General features: G+C 61.6%; 21 protein-coding genes and 1 tRNA gene. 1 reads left to right on the top strand and 21 read right to left on the bottom strand.

Annotated elements, in window-relative coordinates:
• Positions 1-6: 6 nt before the first annotated feature.
• The 8 genes from AABE10_RS31755 to AABE10_RS31720 all read right to left on the bottom strand — a co-directional run bounded on the left by AABE10_RS31755 (position 7) and on the right by AABE10_RS31720 (position 6515).
• Entirely contained in the window at positions 7-1131 is a 1125-nt protein-coding gene (locus tag AABE10_RS31755; protein ID WP_342937067.1) for a class I SAM-dependent methyltransferase, read from the bottom strand.
• A gap of 294 nt (positions 1132-1425) precedes the next feature.
• Positions 1426-1501, bottom strand: a tRNA-Thr gene (locus tag AABE10_RS31750).
• A 19-nt stretch (positions 1502-1520) separates the two neighbouring features.
• The gene (locus tag AABE10_RS31745; RefSeq protein ID WP_342937066.1) at positions 1521-1997 is read right to left on the bottom strand and encodes a ClpXP protease specificity-enhancing factor; all 477 of its coding nucleotides are present in this window, start codon (positions 1995-1997) and stop codon (positions 1521-1523) included.
• Between the two features lie 69 nt (positions 1998-2066).
• Positions 2067-2678 carry a glutathione S-transferase N-terminal domain-containing protein gene (locus tag AABE10_RS31740; RefSeq protein ID WP_006052302.1) on the bottom strand — a complete coding sequence of 204 codons (612 nt, stop codon included), beginning with the start codon at positions 2676-2678 and terminating at the stop codon, positions 2067-2069.
• 95 nt (positions 2679-2773) lie between these two features.
• A complete protein-coding gene (locus AABE10_RS31735; RefSeq protein ID WP_342937077.1) occupies positions 2774-3526 on the bottom strand; it encodes a cytochrome c1 in 753 nt (250 codons plus the stop codon).
• Between the two features lie 23 nt (positions 3527-3549).
• Positions 3550-4932 (bottom strand): cytochrome bc complex cytochrome b subunit, encoded by a 1383-nt coding sequence (locus AABE10_RS31730; RefSeq protein WP_342937065.1) that lies wholly within the window; start codon positions 4930-4932, stop codon positions 3550-3552.
• Positions 4932-5549, bottom strand: coding sequence for a ubiquinol-cytochrome c reductase iron-sulfur subunit (gene petA, locus AABE10_RS31725; RefSeq protein WP_342937076.1), 618 nt, complete (start codon positions 5547-5549; stop codon positions 4932-4934). The genes AABE10_RS31730 and petA overlap by 1 nt, the downstream gene beginning before the upstream one ends.
• A gap of 219 nt (positions 5550-5768) precedes the next feature.
• A complete protein-coding gene (locus AABE10_RS31720; protein ID WP_342937064.1) occupies positions 5769-6515 on the bottom strand; it encodes a Nif3-like dinuclear metal center hexameric protein in 747 nt (248 codons plus the stop codon).
• 20 nt (positions 6516-6535) lie between these two features.
• Here AABE10_RS31720 and AABE10_RS31715 point away from each other — a divergent pair, with 20 nt between their 5' ends.
• Entirely contained in the window at positions 6536-7750 is a 1215-nt protein-coding gene (locus AABE10_RS31715) for a Do family serine endopeptidase (RefSeq protein WP_342937063.1), read from the top strand.
• Positions 7751-7932: 182 nt separating this feature from the next.
• Here the strand turns inward: AABE10_RS31715 and tatC are convergent, their stop codons facing one another.
• From tatC to hisC, 13 genes are all read right to left on the bottom strand, one after another.
• On the bottom strand, positions 7933-8709 hold the full coding sequence (gene tatC, locus AABE10_RS31710) for a twin-arginine translocase subunit TatC (protein ID WP_342937062.1): 777 nt from the start codon (positions 8707-8709) through the stop codon (positions 7933-7935).
• A gap of 42 nt (positions 8710-8751) precedes the next feature.
• Positions 8752-9300, bottom strand: a complete 549-nt coding sequence (gene tatB / locus AABE10_RS31705) for a Sec-independent protein translocase protein TatB (RefSeq protein ID WP_342937061.1) — start codon at positions 9298-9300, stop codon at positions 8752-8754.
• A 60-nt stretch (positions 9301-9360) separates the two neighbouring features.
• The gene (gene tatA, locus AABE10_RS31700; protein WP_342937060.1) at positions 9361-9597 is read right to left on the bottom strand and encodes a Sec-independent protein translocase subunit TatA; all 237 of its coding nucleotides are present in this window, start codon (positions 9595-9597) and stop codon (positions 9361-9363) included.
• Positions 9598-9916: 319 nt separating this feature from the next.
• Positions 9917-10282, bottom strand: a complete 366-nt coding sequence (locus AABE10_RS31695) for a histidine triad nucleotide-binding protein (RefSeq protein ID WP_152764651.1) — start codon at positions 10280-10282, stop codon at positions 9917-9919.
• Between the two features lie 46 nt (positions 10283-10328).
• Positions 10329-10724, bottom strand: coding sequence for a hypothetical protein (locus AABE10_RS31690; protein WP_342937059.1), 396 nt, complete (start codon positions 10722-10724; stop codon positions 10329-10331).
• Positions 10725-10833: 109 nt separating this feature from the next.
• The gene (locus AABE10_RS31685; protein WP_087736363.1) at positions 10834-11208 is read right to left on the bottom strand and encodes a phosphoribosyl-ATP diphosphatase; all 375 of its coding nucleotides are present in this window, start codon (positions 11206-11208) and stop codon (positions 10834-10836) included.
• Positions 11205-11615 carry a phosphoribosyl-AMP cyclohydrolase gene (gene hisI, locus AABE10_RS31680; protein ID WP_342937058.1) on the bottom strand — a complete coding sequence of 137 codons (411 nt, stop codon included), beginning with the start codon at positions 11613-11615 and terminating at the stop codon, positions 11205-11207. Before hisI ends, AABE10_RS31685 begins: the two co-directional genes overlap by 4 nt.
• Before the next feature lies 1 nt (position 11616).
• Positions 11617-12390 (bottom strand): imidazole glycerol phosphate synthase subunit HisF, encoded by a 774-nt coding sequence (gene hisF / locus AABE10_RS31675; RefSeq protein WP_342937057.1) that lies wholly within the window; start codon positions 12388-12390, stop codon positions 11617-11619.
• 168 nt (positions 12391-12558) lie between these two features.
• The gene (gene hisA, locus AABE10_RS31670) at positions 12559-13311 is read right to left on the bottom strand and encodes a 1-(5-phosphoribosyl)-5-[(5-phosphoribosylamino)methylideneamino]imidazole-4-carboxamide isomerase (protein WP_342937056.1); all 753 of its coding nucleotides are present in this window, start codon (positions 13309-13311) and stop codon (positions 12559-12561) included.
• Positions 13312-13509: 198 nt separating this feature from the next.
• Complete coding sequence (hisH, locus tag AABE10_RS31665; protein ID WP_342937055.1) at positions 13510-14151, bottom strand: imidazole glycerol phosphate synthase subunit HisH; 642 nt, start codon at positions 14149-14151, stop codon at positions 13510-13512.
• Entirely contained in the window at positions 14148-14768 is a 621-nt protein-coding gene (locus AABE10_RS31660; protein WP_152764661.1) for a MarC family protein, read from the bottom strand. Before AABE10_RS31660 ends, hisH begins: the two co-directional genes overlap by 4 nt.
• Before the next feature lie 43 nt (positions 14769-14811).
• Complete coding sequence (hisB, locus tag AABE10_RS31655) at positions 14812-15399, bottom strand: imidazoleglycerol-phosphate dehydratase HisB (protein ID WP_087736369.1); 588 nt, start codon at positions 15397-15399, stop codon at positions 14812-14814.
• 56 nt (positions 15400-15455) lie between these two features.
• On the bottom strand, positions 15456-16526 hold the full coding sequence (gene hisC, locus AABE10_RS31650; protein ID WP_342937054.1) for a histidinol-phosphate transaminase: 1071 nt from the start codon (positions 16524-16526) through the stop codon (positions 15456-15458).
• Positions 16527-16538: the final 12 nt, after the last annotated feature.

The following is a 16538-nucleotide window of genomic DNA, read 5'->3' as shown; positions in this document are numbered from 1 at the left end:
GCTTCTTCATTTGGCCTTGAGCCGCCACAGCGATGTGACTTCGGCGACGCGCGCCGTGTGCAACGGGTCCGTCGCGTCCGTCGCCTTCGGATGACGCGGCTTGATGTCCTCGCGCCCAGCGACCGTGAGACCCGCGTTGTCGATGGCGGCCAGCAGCCAGTCGCGCGTGCGCATGCCGAGATGCTCCGCGAAATCGGACAGAATCAGCCAGCCTTCGCCTTCCGGCGCGAGATGATCGGCGAGTCCATTCAGAAAGCCGAGCAACATCCGGCTCTCGTAGTCGTACACCGCGTTCTCGATCGGCGATGCGGGACGCGCCGGCACCCACGGCGGGTTGCAGACGACGAGCGGCGCGCGTCCTTCCGGGAACAGATCCGCTGCGACAATCTCAACCTGCCTGTCGTAACCGAGACGCGTCAGGTTTTCTTTCGCGCATGCGAGCGCGCGCGGGTCTTGATCGGTCGCGACGATACGCTTGACGCCGCGCTTCGCGAGAACCGCCGACAGCACGCCCGTGCCGACGCCGATATCGAACGCCTTTTCGAGCGACGGCAACGGCGTCCGCGCGACGAGATCCACATACTCGCCTCGCACCGGCGAGAACACGCCGTAGTGCGGGTGGATGCGCTCCTGAAGCGCGGGAGTCTCGACGCCCTTCTTGCGCCATTCGTGCGCGCCGATCAGCCCAAGCAGTTCGCGCAACGAAACGATTGAGGGTTCCTGCGTCGGCGGTCCGTAGACTTCTTCGCACGCCTCCTGAACATTGGGCGCGCGGCGCAACGGGATCATGTAGTCGCCTTCGAGCGGAATCAGCACCATGCCGAGCGTTCGCGCGCGCTGCGATTGCGCTTGCCGGTGCAGATTGAACGCATCCAGCGGACTGCCGGCCTGCTTGCGTGGCTTGCGCTCCAGCCGGCGAGTCATCGCTTGCAACAGTTGGCGCGCGTTCTGGAAATCGCCGCGCCACAGCAGCGCGGTGCCCTCACAGGCGAGGCGATAGGCAGCATCGGCTGTAGTGCGATCGTCGGCGATCACGACACGTTTGGCGGGCGGGACGGCGGCTTCGGAGCGCCAACGCGCGGAGTGCGGGCCGTCGGCTTCGGGCCAGGTCAAGATGGGAAAATCGGTCATAGGTCTGTGGCGCGGGAGGCGGTGCAAGCACGTATGCGCCGCGGGCGCTCCTTTCGATGCCCGTATTGTATTGAACGTTCCGGCGAAGCCGCAGGGTTTCCCCGTCGATGTCGCGCCTGGGAGTGCAGCACTGCGAAGATGAAGGGCCACGCGATCGATAGCAACCAGAGAGGCGCGAAGTCACGACAGGCAGATATTCGCCACGTTGCGCGGGGTTGCGGACAGCAACGGTCTGGCGGGTCCAAAAACGGAAAAGGGGTTGCAGACGAAATGTCTGCAACCCCTTGGTCATGCTGGTGCCGGCTGCAGGACTCGAACCCGCCACCTGATGATTACAAATCAACTGCTCTACCAGATGAGCTAAGCCGGCATAAGACCGCGATTCTACTTCATTTCACGACTTTGAGGTGGCCTCTTCCGCCGCCCTTGTTTCCATCGTCGTCGGGACGCGGTTCTTCATCGGTTTCGCTGACTTTTTCCGCAGCCGCTGTCGCTTCCGGCTCATCGGCGATCACGGTTTCGTCGTCCTCGGAATCTGTCGCCTCGCCGCCAGCCGACTCGACCGGGAACGCCATGCCCTGCCCGTTCTCCCGCGCGTAGATCGCGAGCACGTTCGCGACTGGCACCTCGATCTTGTGCGACTTGCCCGAAAAGCGCGCGTGGAACTCGATCCACTCGTTGCCCATTTGCAACTGGCTCGTCGCCTCGAAGCTGATGTTCAACACGATCTCGTTGTCGCGCACGAACTGGCGCGGCACACGCGTCTGGTTATCGACACGCACCGCGATATGCGGCGTATAGCCGTTATCGGTACACCACTCGTACAGCGCGCGCAGCAGGTACGGCTTCGTGGAAATCTCTTGCATCAACTGTCCTCGTGCCGGGCAGACGCGTGAACGAAGCGCCACGCGCCCCACCCGAAGCCAATCTCAAACTCAGCGGCGCATCACCTTTTCCGACGGCGTCAGCGCTTCGATATAGGCCGGACGGCTGAAAATTCGCTCGGCGTACTTCATCAGCGGCGCGGCGTTCTTCGACAGTTCGATGCCGTAGTGATCCAGACGCCACAGCAGCGGCGCGATCGCGACGTCGAGCATCGAGAACTCTTCGCCGAGCATGTACTTGTTCTTCAGGAAGATCGGCGCGAGTTGCGTCAGGCGATCGCGGATCGCGAGGCGCGCCTTCTCGTGATTCTTCTCTGCGGCCTTGCCCTTCTCGTTTTCGAGCGTGCCGACGTGGACGAACAGCTCCTTCTCGAAGTTCAGCAAGAACAGGCGCGCGCGGGCACGCTGGACGGGATCCGCGGGCATCAGCTGCGGATGCGGGAAGCGCTCGTCGATATACTCGTTGATGATGTTCGATTCATAGAGGATCAGGTCCCGTTCGACGAGAATCGGCACCTGACCATACGGATTCATCACGGCGATGTCTTCCGGTTTATTGAACAGGTCGACATCGCGGATTTCGAAGTCCATGCCCTTTTCGAACAACACCAGCCGGCAGCGCTGGGAGAACGGGCAAGTAGTGCCGGAATACAGAACCATCATGTTTGCGTTTCCTCAAAAAACTTAAAGGGCCAGCGAGCGGGAAAACCGTCCTGCAGGTCTTCCCTTGCGCCGGCCCCACACCCGTCACGGTGTGACTATTTGATATCTTTCCAGTACGCGGCGTTCAGTCGCCAGGCGAAAAAGCTCAGAACGCCGAGGAACAGCAGCACCCACACGCCAAGCTGGCGACGGGTTTTCTGCGTCGGTTCGGACATCCATGAAAGGTACGACACAAGGTCGGCCACAGCAGAATCATAATCCACCGGTGACATCGTCCCCGGCGTGACCTGCTGGAAGCCCACGAATTTCTTGACCTTTTCCTTCGTCTCTTCGTCGACTTCGTCTTCGAACTTCGCCGTTCGTTGCCCCTGAAGCTGCCACAGCACGTGAGGCATGCTCACGTTCTCGAACACCATATTGTTCCAGCCTGTCGGCCGTGTGTCATCGCGGTAGAAACTGCGCAGATACGTGTACAGCCAGTCGCGGTTCTTCGCGCGCGCTTCCACGGACAGATCCGGCGGTGTCGCGCCGAACCACGCTTTCGCGTCATCCGGACGCATTGCGACCGTCATCGTATTGCCGACTTTATCTGTCGTGAACAACAGGTTTTTTTCAATTTCCTTCTGCGAAATGCCGATGTCCTGCAATCGGCTGTATCGCATCAAGTTCGCGCTGTGGCAATTCAGGCAGTAGTTTACAAACAATTGGGCGCCGTGCTGCAACGAGGCGATATTTTCGGTGTTGTCGGGCGCCCGGTCGAGCGGGAATTCGTCCGCGCGAACGGGTGTCGTGGACAGTGCGAGCGTCGTTGCGCCGAGCAGCGCAAGCGTCGAAAGCAGTTTTTTCATCTTCGTTTTCTCCTGGCTCGCGGTTAGTGGGGTTTGAACCGCACTCGTTCGGGCGGCTGCTTGAACTTGCCAAGCGGCGTCCAGAACGGCATGCCAAGGAAGAAAGCGAAGTAGATCAGCGCGCAAATCTGCGCGATCAGCGTCGCGGCCGGGGACGGCGGCTTCGTTCCGAGGAACGCCAGCGTCAGGAAGGCCAGCACGAAGATCGCGTAAAACACCTTGTGGAAGAACGGCCGGTAACGGATTGACTTCACCGGCGAACGGTCGAGCCACGGCAGGAAGAACAGCGACACCACCGCGCTGCCCATCACCACTACGCCCCAGAACTTCGATTGGGTGAACGCCATCGCCAGAATCACGAGGACTGCGAGCACGGGCAGACCGAGCTTCCATTTGCCGCGCGCCCGCACCAGCGCAAACAGGCCCAGCAGCCCGATCACAATCATCAGCACGATCTTGAACGGGTCGGTGGTCGCGCGCAGCATCGCGTAGAACGCGGTGAAGTACCAGACGGGGGCGATTTCAGGCGGCGTCTGCAGCGGGTTCGCCGGAATGAAATTGTTCGCTTCGAGGAAGTAGCCGCCCATCTCCGGCGCGAAGAAGATAATCGCCGCGAACACCATCAGGAAGATGCACACGCCCATGAAGTCGTGCACCGAGTAGTACGGATGGAACGGAATGCCATCGAGAGGAATGCCGTTCGAATCCTTCTTGGCCTTGATCTCGATGCCGTCCGGGTTGTTCGACCCCACTTCATGCAGCGCGACGATGTGCGCAACCACGAGCAGCAGCAGCACCAGCGGAATCGCGATCACGTGAAACGCGAAGAAGCGGTTCAGCGTGACGTCGGACACGACATAATCGCCGCGAATCCACAGCGACAGGTCCGGACCGATGAACGGAATCGCCGAGAACAGGTTCACGATCACCTGCGCGCCCCAGTACGACATCTGGCCCCACGGCAGCAGATAGCCGAAGAACGCTTCCGCCATCAGGCAAAGGAAAATTGCGCAGCCGAAGATCCACACGAGCTCGCGCGGCTTGCGGTACGAACCGTACAGCAGCCCGCGGAACATATGCAGATACACGACGACGAAGAACATCGAGGCGCCCGTCGAGTGCATGTATCGGATCAGCCAGCCCCACGGCACTTCGCGCATGATGTACTCGACCGATGCGAACGCCGTCATCGAGTCGGGCTTGTAGTTCATCGTCAGGAAAATGCCGGTGACGATCTGATTGACGAGCACCAGCAGCGCAAGCGAGCCGAAGAAGTACCAGAAGTTGAAGTTCTTCGGCGCGTAATACTCGGAGACGTGCGCTTTCCACGTCGCCGTCATCGGAAAACGGCGGTCGATCCAGCCCGTCAGCCCCGTCGTTTCCACCTCTTTTTCGGTTGTCGCCATTACGCTTCTCCTTTCTCGTCCTTGCCGATCACGAGCGTGGTGCCGGTGATCATATAAGGCGGGATATCGAGGTTTTGCGGCGCAGGTTTGTTCTTGAAGACGCGGCCGGCCATGTCATAGGTCGAACCGTGGCACGGGCAGAGGAAGCCGCCGGGCCAGTCGTCGGGCAGGTTCGGCTGCGCGCCTTCCTGGAAGCGGGGTGTCGGCGTGCAGCCCAAGTGGGTGCACACCGCGACGGCAACGAAAAGATTCTTGTGATCGGCGCGCGAGCGGAACTCGTTCTTGCAGTAATCCGGCTCGGGCAGCGAAAAAGGGTTCTTGGTTTCGGGATCAGCGACTTCCTTGTCGGCCTTCTGGACGTCGGCCAGCATCTTGTCAGTGCGGTTGATGATCCACACGGGCTTGCCGCGCCACGCGACAGTCAGCATGTCGCCGGGCTTCAGGCTGGAGATATCGACTTCGACGGGAGCTCCCGCCGCCTTGGCCTTTTCGGATGGTGCAAATGAACTAACAAAGGGTACGACGGTGGCGACTCCTCCGATGCCACCTGCTACGGTCGTCGCAATCAGCCAGCTACGGCGGCTGCCATCGACGCGTTCATCTTCCTTGTCTCGCATCACACGCCCCACTTCTGAGTTGGATTTTTCCTTCACGTCGGGTCTACCGCCGCTAGTTTGCTCGAATGGAGTCAGCATTTACAAGGGCCGATTGCCAAAAACCGTGCGAAGTCATTGATAAATCAGGGTTTCCCCGCACGGATCGCAAACATTTTTGCCGCCTTTATTAAGCATTTCCCGGGTTTTTAAAGCCTTTTTGTCGCGTAATCGGATTGCTATTCAGACTGGATTATGAATATCGATAAAGAGGTGTTCGATCTCGAACTGCTCGGACAGATGCGCGCCGAGCGCCTGCACGCCGTACCGCTCGGTCGCATGATGGCCGGCGGCGAGAAAGGCGACGCCGCTTTCCGCCGACATATGCGTGATCGGCTCGGAAATTTCGCCCGTCAGATAGACGTCCGCGCCCGCTTCGATCGCGTCCTCGAAATAGCCTTGCGCGGCACCCGTACACCACGCAACTCGCCGTAATTCCTGATCAGGATCGCCAAGCACCAACGGACCTCGAGCAAGCGTATGCTCGACTTGTGCGGCAAAGTGAGCGAGCGTGATCGGCATGGGCAGCGTGGTCATCCAGCCGATGTCGTTCTCGCCGAAACGCGATTCACCGATCAGTCCGAGCTTCGCGCCGAGTTGCGCGTTGTTGCCGTAGACGGGGTGATCGTCGAGTGGCAGATGGAAGGCAAACAGACTCAGACCGTTGGCGATAAGCGCCTTGAGCCGCTGGTATTTCCGGCCGGTGATCTGCGGCTGCTCGTTGCGCCAGAAGTAGCCGTGATGGACCAGCACGGCATCGGCCCCCCACTCCAGCGCGGCCTCCAGAAAGGCCAGCGACGCGGTCACGCCTGTCGCAATCTTGTCGATCTTGCGCCGCCCTTCGACCTGCAGGCCATTCGGGCAATAGTCCTTGAAGCGCGAAGTTTCAAGGAGATTGTTCAAGTACAATTCGAGTTCGATCCGATCCATATATCCCTCTAATTTTTCAGATGCTCAGACGCTTTTGGCTGTTCTTCGCCCAGGCGGTGACCGTGCTGCTGGCGCTGATGTTCATCATTGCGACGCTCAAACCGCAATGGCTGCAACGTCAAGGGCAGTTCGGCAAGCAACTGGCCGAGCCGATCGTCGCGCTGCGAGAGGTAGCACCCGGGATCGGCAACGGCGGCGCTGTGCAAAATTCCTATGCGGACGCGGCGCAAAAGGCAATGCCCGCCGTCGTCAACGTGTTTTCCAGCAAGGACGGATCGCTTCCGCCCGATCCGCGCGCCAAAGACCCTCTCTTTCGCTACTTCTTCGGCGACCGGAACCGCAAGCAGCAAGAGCAACCCGCAGCCAACCTGGGCTCGGGAGTTATCGTGAGTTCGGAAGGTTACATTCTAACGAACCAGCACGTCGTGGACGGCGCGGATCAGATCGAAATCGCGCTCGCCGACGGCCGCACGACGGACGCGAAGGTGATCGGCGTCGATCCCGAAACCGATCTCGCCGTGCTCAAGGTCAACATGACCAATCTGCCGACCATCACGCTCGGCCGCATGGATCAGACGCGGGTGGGCGACGTCGTGCTCGCGATCGGCAATCCGTTCGGCGTCGGGCAAACGGTGACGATGGGCATCGTCAGCGCGTTAGGCCGCAATCACCTCGGCATCAACACGTTCGAAAACTTCATCCAGACCGACGCGCCGATCAATCCCGGCAACTCGGGCGGCGCGCTCGTCGACGTGAACGGCAACCTGCTTGGCATCAACACGGCCATCTACTCGCGCTCGGGCGGCTCGCTCGGCATCGGTTTCGCCATTCCCGTATCGACGGCGCGCAGCGTGCTGGAAAGCATCATCACGACAGGCACGGTGACGCGCGGCTGGATCGGCGTCGAGCCGCAGGACGTGACGCCTGAGATCGCAGAATCGTTCGGGCTCGAACAGAAATCGGGCGCGATCGTCGCGGGCGTGCTGAAAGGCGGTCCCGCCGACAAGGCTGGCATCAAGCCGGGCGACATCCTGGTCACGGTCAACGGCCAGGACATCACCGATACGACGCGCCTGCTCAACGTGATCGCGCAGATCAAGCCCGGCACGGGCGCGAAAGTCCATCTGGTGCGCAAGAACAAGGAAATGGATCTGACGGTGATGATCGGCAAGCGCCCGCCACCGCCGAAGCAGCCGTCCGACGAAGGCGATGATCAGGGCGACGACGGCGGCTAGAGCCTCCTGAAGCGAATCGACCGGGCGCGGCGATATGACGCGGCCCGCAAGCGCGAAGCCGACGGCGGCGCAAAGAAAAAGGGCAGTCTCCGAGGGAGCACTGCCCTTTTTGCTGTGCGCTGGTTTTATCCGTTTGCCGCGTATTTCCCGACTGCGTCTCGACCCGAGACCAAGAGCCGTCGTCAGCTCGCCGCCTTCTCTTCGTTCTCCGCGGTCACCGGCTTGCTCACGAAGAGCCGCGCCGCGATGATCCCCGCTTCGTAGAGCACGATCAGGGGAATTGCGAGAATCAGCTGCGAGAAAACGTCCGGCGGCGTCACCACCGCCGACACGACAAACGCGCCGACGATTACGTACGGCCGGATCTCCTTGAGCTTCTTCACCGTCAGCACGCCCATCCGGACGAGCAGCACGACGACGATCGGCACTTCGAACGTCACACCGAAAGCAATGAACATCGTCAGCACGAAGCTCAGGTAGTTGTCGATGTCGGTTGTCATTTCCGCGCCGAGCGGCGCGTTGTAATGCGCCATCACGCGAAAGATGGTCGGAAACACGACGAAGTACGCGAACGCCATCCCGCACAGAAACAGCGTGTAGCTGCTGCCGACGAGCGGCCCGACCAGCTTCTTCTCATGCTGATAGAGACCGGGCGCGACGAACGCCCAGATCTGATACAGCACGAACGGCAACGCGATCACGAAGGCGACGAGCATCGTCACCTTCATCGGCACGAAGAACGAGCCGGTGACGTCGGTGACGATCATCTTGCCGTCCTTCGGCAGATTGGTCATGAGCGGACGGGCAAGCAGCCGGAAGATATCCGGCGCCCAATACACGAGCCCGACGAACACGACGATAACCGAAATGCCGGCGCGAATGATGCGGTCGCGCAACTCGACGAGATGCGAGATGAAGGTCTCTTCAGTGCCTTCGTTTTGATTTTGGGGGTCGCTCACACCGGCCCTCGGTTGGAGATTGATGCGCGAGACATCGGAAGATCAGAAGAAGCGAGTCGGCCGGCGCAGACTGACGGGCGTATGCCGCGCGACGCGCGCCGCCCCCGATTGGACACGCGTGCGCCGCAACGTGGCGCGTTTGTACCAGTTCGGCGTGGCCGTCTGCTTGACGCGCCAGTTCTTGCGTTTCGCTGCGGACGCGCTGTGGGTGCGCCAGGACGTGCCGTCCGGTGCGGCGGAAGAATCCGCCGTGGCCGACGCCTCGCTTTCCGCCGAGCCGCCTGCAATGCTCGGCGACACCGACGTGCCCTGTGCCCACGCCTCGTTCAGTTCGGCTTCGTGCTTGCGCAGATTCTCATGAATTGTCGACTGGACGTTTTGCGCGGCCGATTCGAAATCCGTCTTCATGCGGCGCAATTCGTCGAGTTCGATTTCGCGCGTGACTTCGGCCTTCACGTCGTTGATATAGCGCTGTGCGCGGCCGAACAGCGCGCCGGCCGTGCGCGCGACGCGCGGCAGCCGCTCCGGCCCGAGCACGACCAGCGCGACAACGCCGATCAACGCCATCTTGGTCAAACCGAGATCCAGCATGGATTAGGCTTCCCGTCAGTGCGCGCCTCGTCAGCGCAAGCGTGTGCGGCTTGCGCCGGATTAGCGGGAATCGCCGGAATGCGACGCCTTTTCCTTCGCGTCGACATCGACGGTGTTCGAGCGCGACAGCTGGTCACGCTGCTGCGCCTCGGGCGATTCGCTTTCCTTCATCCCTTCCTTGAAGCCCTTCACCGCGCCGCCCAGATCGCTGCCGATATTGCGCAGCTTCTTGGTGCCGAACACTAGTGCGACGATCAGCAGAACGATCAGCCAGTGCCAAATACTCAATGAACCCATGAAAATCTCCTTAACCCCGCCGTCGTGCCTGGCGACGGCAATCGTGTGCCTTGCGGCGTGAATCGAAGCGCGGCCATTCGAGTGCGCCTCGTGCGTAAAACCTGCCGACCAGCGGAATTCGTGTCGGCGCCCGCTCGCCTGGACCCTGCCCATTATGAGCACGTCTGCGGGTCGCTGTCGTTACATCCCTACATAAAACAGCGACTTCGGCGACGGGCTTCGCCATTGTGCGCAGTCAAAATGCGCGTGCGGCGAATTAATGCGGTCTGGGTCAGCGCCGAACATGCAGCAGCGTAAGCGCCCTACGTTCGGCCCGCATTCAGCCCATCCGCAGCCACGGACGCGGCCCTGCGAGCAAGTGGGCGTGCAGGTGGTAGACCTCCTGCCCGCCGCCCGGCCCTGTGTTGATGACCGTGCGGAAACCCGTCTGGCCGCCCTTGTACGCGACGCCCAGCTGCTCGGCGAGACGCGCAACCAATATCAACATTTTACCAAGCAGAGCGGCATCGCCTTCGGTGCAATTCGACAGCGTCTCGATGTGCTTGCGCGGTATGACGAGCACATGCGTTTCAGCTGCGGGGCGGATATCGCGGAACGCGACGAACTCGTCGTCTTCGTGAACTTTGGTCGATGGGATCTCGCCCGCGGCGATCTTGCAGAAAAGGCAGTTCGGATCGTGGCTCATGGTCTCGATGGACGCCGAACGCAGCGCGCGCCGCATTCGGCGATTGTCAGAACCAGCTGCGCGGATTCGTCAGCGGCTTGTTGTCGTACAGGAACAACCAGCCTTTGATGATACGGTACAACGTCCATATCGCGACAGCCCACAGGATGGGCACGCCGATCAGCACGATAAAGAGCGCGACGCCAATCAGATGCCCGAGCAGTCCCATCCAGAACGTGCGGATCTGCCAGTCGAAGTGCGCTTCGTACGGTGTGCCGACTGTCTCCGGCCGCTTGATGTAGTTGAGGATGATCGCGATCAGCACCGAGATCCCGCCCGTCAGCCAGTAGACGGCGTAGAGCGCGTAGATGATATGCGTCAGCGTGCGCAGGCTGCGCTGCCGGTCGATTTCGATTGCGCTCTGATACGACGGTGGCGGATATCCGCCCTGCGACTGTTCCATGTATGCGTCCTCCTCGAGGGTGCGACTGGATGCCTTGCTGCGCCGATGCCGCGTCGCGTTGTCTCGCCGATTCCGAACCCGAGCCTGCCGTTGCCTGAATCGGACCGGCTCAGTCGCCGTTGCGCTCGCGTTCGCGGCTCTTGCGCAAGGCCTTTTCCTCGATACCCGACAGGCCTTCACGACGCTCGAGTTCGGCGAGCACGTCAGCGGGATTCAGATCGAAGTGCGACAGCATTACGAGGCAGTGAAACCACAAGTCGGCCACTTCGCCGACGAGCGCTTTACGTTCCGCGCCGAGGCGCACGTCCTTCGCGGCGAGCACGACTTCCGTGGCTTCTTCGCCGATCTTCTTCAGCACCGCGTCGTCGCCCTTATGGAAAAGGCGCGATACGTAAGAAACTTCGGGATCGCCACCCTTGCGGCTGTCGATGACGGCGGCCAGGCGCTGTAGCGTGTCGCCCGTCGATTGAGAATTTTGCGTCATTTGTAGATGTGTTCGGGATCTTTCAGCACGGGATCGACGGCAATCCAGTTGCCGGAATCGGCCGAGCCTTCGAATTTCTGGAAAAAGCACGAGTGCCGGCCGGTATGGCACGCGATGCCCGATACCTGCTCGACCTTCAGCAGCACGACGTCTTCGTCGCAATCGAGGCGCACCTCGCGCACATGCTGCACGTGGCCCGACTCTTCGCCCTTGAACCACAGCCGCTGCCGCGAACGCGAAAAGTAGACTGCGCGGCCCGTTTCGATTGTCTTCGACAGCGCTTCGCGGTTCATCCACGCGAACATCAGCACATCGTTCGTCGATGCTTCCTGCGCGATTACCGGCACGAGGCCGTTCGCGTCCCACTTCACCTTGTCGAGCCAGCTGACCTCAGACGGATTGATCACGTTACAACCTCACCGAAATGCCTTGATCGGCCATGAAGCGCTTGCACTCGCCGACCGTGTGCTCGCCATAGTGGAAGATGCTCGCAGCCAGCACGGCATCCGCGCGGCCTTGCGTGATGCCGTCGGCGAGATGCTGCAGCGAGCCAACGCCGCCGGACGCGATCACGGGGACGGGCACCGCGTCCGACACGGCGCGCGTCAGCGCAATGTCGAAGCCGCTCTTCGTGCCGTCGCGGTCCATGCTGGTCAGCAGGATTTCGCCCGCGCCGAACTCAGCCATCTTGCGCGCCCACTCCACTGCGTCGAGGCCTGTGTTCTTGCGGCCGCCGTGAGTGAATACTTCCCAGCGCGGCGTCTCGCCATCCGCCGACACGCGCTTCGCGTCGATCGCGACGACGATGCACTGCGAACCGTATTTGTCCGTCGCATCGCGCACGAGCTGCGGATTCGCTACCGCCGACGAATTCATGCTGACTTTGTCGGCGCCCGCGTTCAGAAGACGGCGCACGTCTTCGACAGCGCGCACGCCGCCGCCGACAGTCAGCGGAATGAACACCTGCGAGGCCACCGCTTCGATGATCGGCAGGATCAGGTCGCGCTGGTCGGACGTGGCCGTGATGTCGAGGAACGTGAGTTCGTCCGCGCCCTGCTCGTCGTAGCGGCGCGCGATTTCGACGGGATCGCCCGCGTCGCGCAACTCGACGAAATTGACGCCCTTGACCACGCGGCCAGCCGTGACGTCCAGACAGGGGATGATGCGTTTAGCTAAAGCCATGATCTTGCGAGTTCTTGCCAATACCGCTGGTGAGGACGCTCATCCATTCGCGATTCGCAGGAGAGCGGAAAAAGTCCGACGTCGGGTCGGCACACGGGACGCTGCGCAAGGTGCGCTCACACATATCGTGAATATCGCGCGCGCCCTGATGCGCAGACCGCCTGACGCTCAGGCGTCATCCGATTCGCGCAAACGGTCTGCGCGCGTCTGCGCCGCGGCAAAGTCGAGATCGCCCGAGTAGATCGCGCGGCCGCAGATCACACCCTCGATCCCTTCGCCTTCCACTTCGCACAGCGCTTCGATATCGCCCATGTTCGACAGGCCGCCGCTCGCAATCACAGGAATCTTCACCGCGCGCGCGAGGCGCACCGTCGCTTCGATGTTAATGCCCTGGAGCATGCCGTCGCGGCCGATGTCTGTGTAGATGATCGACTCGCAACCGTAGTCCTCGAACTTGCGCGCGAGATCGGCTACTTCGTGACCGGTCAGCTTGCTCCAGCCGTCGGTCGCCACCTTGCCGTCCTTCGCGTCGAGGCCGACGATGATATGTCCGCCGAACGCCGTGCACGCTTCGAGCAGAAAGCCCGGATTCTTCACCGCCGCCGTGCCGATGATCACGTACTCGAGGCCGTCGTCCAGATAGCGCTCGATCGTGTTCAGATCGCGGATGCCGCCGCCCAATTGCACGGGAATCTCGCCGCCGACTTCCGCGATGATCGCTCTGATCGCGTCTTCGTTTTTCGGCTTGCCGGCAAACGCGCCATTCAGGTCGACGAGGTGCAGGCGCCGCGCGCCACGGTCGACCCAATGCCGGGCCATCACCGCCGGTTCCTCGTGGAAAATCGTCGCCTGGTCCATATCGCCCTGTTTGAGGCGTACACACTGACCGTCTTTCAGGTCGATGGCGGGGATCAGCAGCATAGCAATCGGGTGGTATCTGGGAAGAAAGTTGAAGTTCGGCTGGCGGGAAATCCGGCTGTGGCCGGCGCCAGGCCGTTCCGCTAGTTTAGTACATGTCTTTCGGCGAGCTTGCCAACGGGCAGCTTATGCGTATGCATGTGAGCGAGGCAGTCGGACCGAAAGGGGAACATGGACGGTTCAAGGCGCTGACGACAGGGATCAGGGATTCCAGTGCACGAAGTTGCGATACACGCGCAAACCCGCGTCGGCGCTTTTTTCCGGGTGGAATTGGGTCGCAAAAATGTTATCCCGCGCCACCGCCGAGGTAAAGGGCACGCCGTACACCGTCTCGCCCGACGTGTGCGACGCGTTCTCAGGCACGACGTAATAGCTGTGCACGAAATAGAAGAACGCGTTGTCGGGGACGCCGGCCCACAGCGGGTGCGGCACGACCTGACGGACACGGTTCCAGCCCATTTGCGGCACCTTGAAGCGCGAGCCGTCGTCCTGCAACTGGCCGTCCAGCTCGAAGCGCACCACCTTGCCGGGCAAGAGGCCGAGGCCCTCCGTGTCGCCTTCCGCGCTCCAGTCGAACAGCATCTGCTCACCGACGCACACGCCCATCAGCGGCTTCGTGCGCGACGCTTCGACGACGGCATCCTGCAAGCCGGATTCGCCGAGCGAGCGCATGCAGTCGGGCATCGCGCCCTGGCCCGGCAGCACCACGCGGTCTGCCGAACGGATGGCTTCAGGCTTGTCGACGATCGCCACGTCCGCTTCCGGCGCGGCTTTCTTCAACGCCTGCGCGACCGAGCGCAGGTTGCCCATTCCGTAATCCACAATCGCAATCGAAGTTTTCATTTCAAGTTAGGCAGCAACGCCTTCAATCCGTCGACGATGAACTCCACCGCCAGCGCCGACAACATCAAACCCATCAACCGCGTGCCGATATTGATGCCTGTCCGGCCGACCCAACGGGCGATCGGCTCGGCAAGACTCAGCGATCCGAAGCAGAGCGCCGCAATCACGGCGCCGATGACGATCAGACTAACGCGGTCGTACCAATGATGAAAGCTGGCCGAATAGACAATGACCGTACTGATCGAACCCGGCCCCGTCAGCAGCGGAATCGCCAGCGGCACGACGGCGACGTTGTCCTTCAGCTCGGCTTCGTGACGCTCTTCGGGCGTCGAGCGGGCATTGCCGATCTGCGCGTTCAGCATGTTGATCGACATCAGCAACATGATGATGCCGCCGCCAACTTCAAGCGATCCGACCGAAATACCGAAGAAGCTGATGATCTGCTGCCCCAGCAGCGTCGTCACGGCGATCACGCAGAACACTGAAATCGACGCGATCCGGATCGTGCGGCGCTGCTCGGCGGCCGATTGCTGCGACGTCAGGCTCAGAAAGAACGGTATGGCGCCGACGGGATTGATCAACGCCAGCAGCGAAATAAACGACTTGAGGATATCCATCGCAAGCCGGACGCGCGCGGCGCGGCCGGTCCGGTTCTGTCGCTCAGAGGCTGCCCTTGGTCGACGGAATCTGCCCCGCCGCGCGTTCGTCCAGTTCGACGGCCATGCGCAGCGCGCGGCCGAAGGCCTTGAACACCGTTTCCATCTGGTGATGCGCGTTCAGCCCGCGCAGGTTGTCGATATGCAGCGTGACGCCCGCATGATTCACGAAGCCGCGGAAAAATTCGATGGACAGATCGACGTCGAACGTGCCGATGCGCGCGCGCGTGAACGGCACATGGAATTCGAGGCCCGGACGGCCGGAAAAGTCGATCACGACGCGCGACAGCGCTTCGTCCAGCGGCACGTACGAATGGCCGTAGCGGCGGATGCCCTTCCTGTCGCCGACCGCTTTCGCAATGGCCTGGCCCAGCGTGATGCCGACGTCTTCGACGGTATGGTGATCGTCGATATGCGTATCGCCATGCGCTTCGATGTCCAGATCGATCAGCCCGTGACGGGCGATCTGGTCGAGCATGTGATCGAGGAACGGCACGCCCGTGGCCAGTTTCTGCTGACCGGTGCCGTCCAGGTTGATCTTCACACGGATCTGCGTTTCGCTGGTGTTGCGAACGACTTCCGCAAGGCGCATGGCAATTCCTCGAATCTGACTTTGAAAGTGTGGGGTTGAGAAGTGCTGAAGCGAGTTCAGTTCAGCACGAGTTTCAGCGCCGCGAGCATTTGCGCGTTTTCTTCCGGCGAACCGACCGTCAAACGCACGCAATTCGCGAGCAATGGATGCATTTTACTCACGTTTTTGATCAAAACCCGCGATGTCAGCAGGGTTTCGAAGGTCGCCGACGCATCCGGCACGCGCACGAGCAGGAAATTGCCCGCGCTCGGGAACACTTCGGCACCCGGCAGCGCGGCCACGGCCTGCGCGAGCGTTGCGCGTTCGTTGCGCAATTGCGTGGCCTGCGCGTCGAGCACTTCGATATGATCGAGCAGGAAATCGGCCGTCGCCTGCGTGAGCACGTTGACGTTGTACGGCGGGCGCACCTTGTCGAACTCGTTGATCCATTCCGTGCGTCCCGCCATATAGCCGAGCCGGATGCCAGCAAGCCCGAGCTTCGACACCGTGCGCATCACGACGACGTTGTCGAACTCGCCCGCGCGCGGCATCCAGCTGTGCTGCGCGAACGGCTGATACGCCTCGTCGATCACGACGAGGCTCTTGTTCGCCGCAGCGATGATGCGCTCCATGTCGGCGGCGTCGTACAGCGTGCCCGTCGGGTTGTTCGGATACGCGAGATAAATGACGGCAGGCCGATGTTCGGCGATTGCAGCGAGCATCGCGTCCGTGTCGAGCGTGAAATCGGCATTGAGCGGCACGCCGACGAATTCCATATGCGCAAGCTTCGCCGACAGCGCGTACATCACGAAGCCCGGCACAGGCGCGAGCACCTTTGCGCCCGGCGTCGAGCACGCGACGGAAATCATGCTGATCAGTTCGTCCGAACCGTTGCCGAGCAGCACGTCGCAGTTCGCCGGCACGTTCATCACACGCTTGAGCTTGTCGAGCAGCGCCTCGGGGCGCGGCGCGGGATAGCGGTTCAACGCGACGCCCGCCAGATGCTCGCCGAGCTGAGCGGCGAGCGCTTCGGGCAGCGGAAACGGATTTTCCATCGCGTCGAGCTTCACGAGGCCCGTTGCGTCGGGAACGGGATAGCTCGTCATCGCGAGCACGTCGCGGCGAATGATGTCTTGAGGTGTCGTCATGGCGTGAAGCGC

Origin of the sequence: Paraburkholderia diazotrophica, assembly GCF_038900755.1 — a bacterium.
Taxonomy (GTDB): domain Bacteria; phylum Pseudomonadota; class Gammaproteobacteria; order Burkholderiales; family Burkholderiaceae; genus Paraburkholderia; species Paraburkholderia diazotrophica_A.
This window is presented reverse-complemented; position numbering and strand designations above follow the sequence as displayed.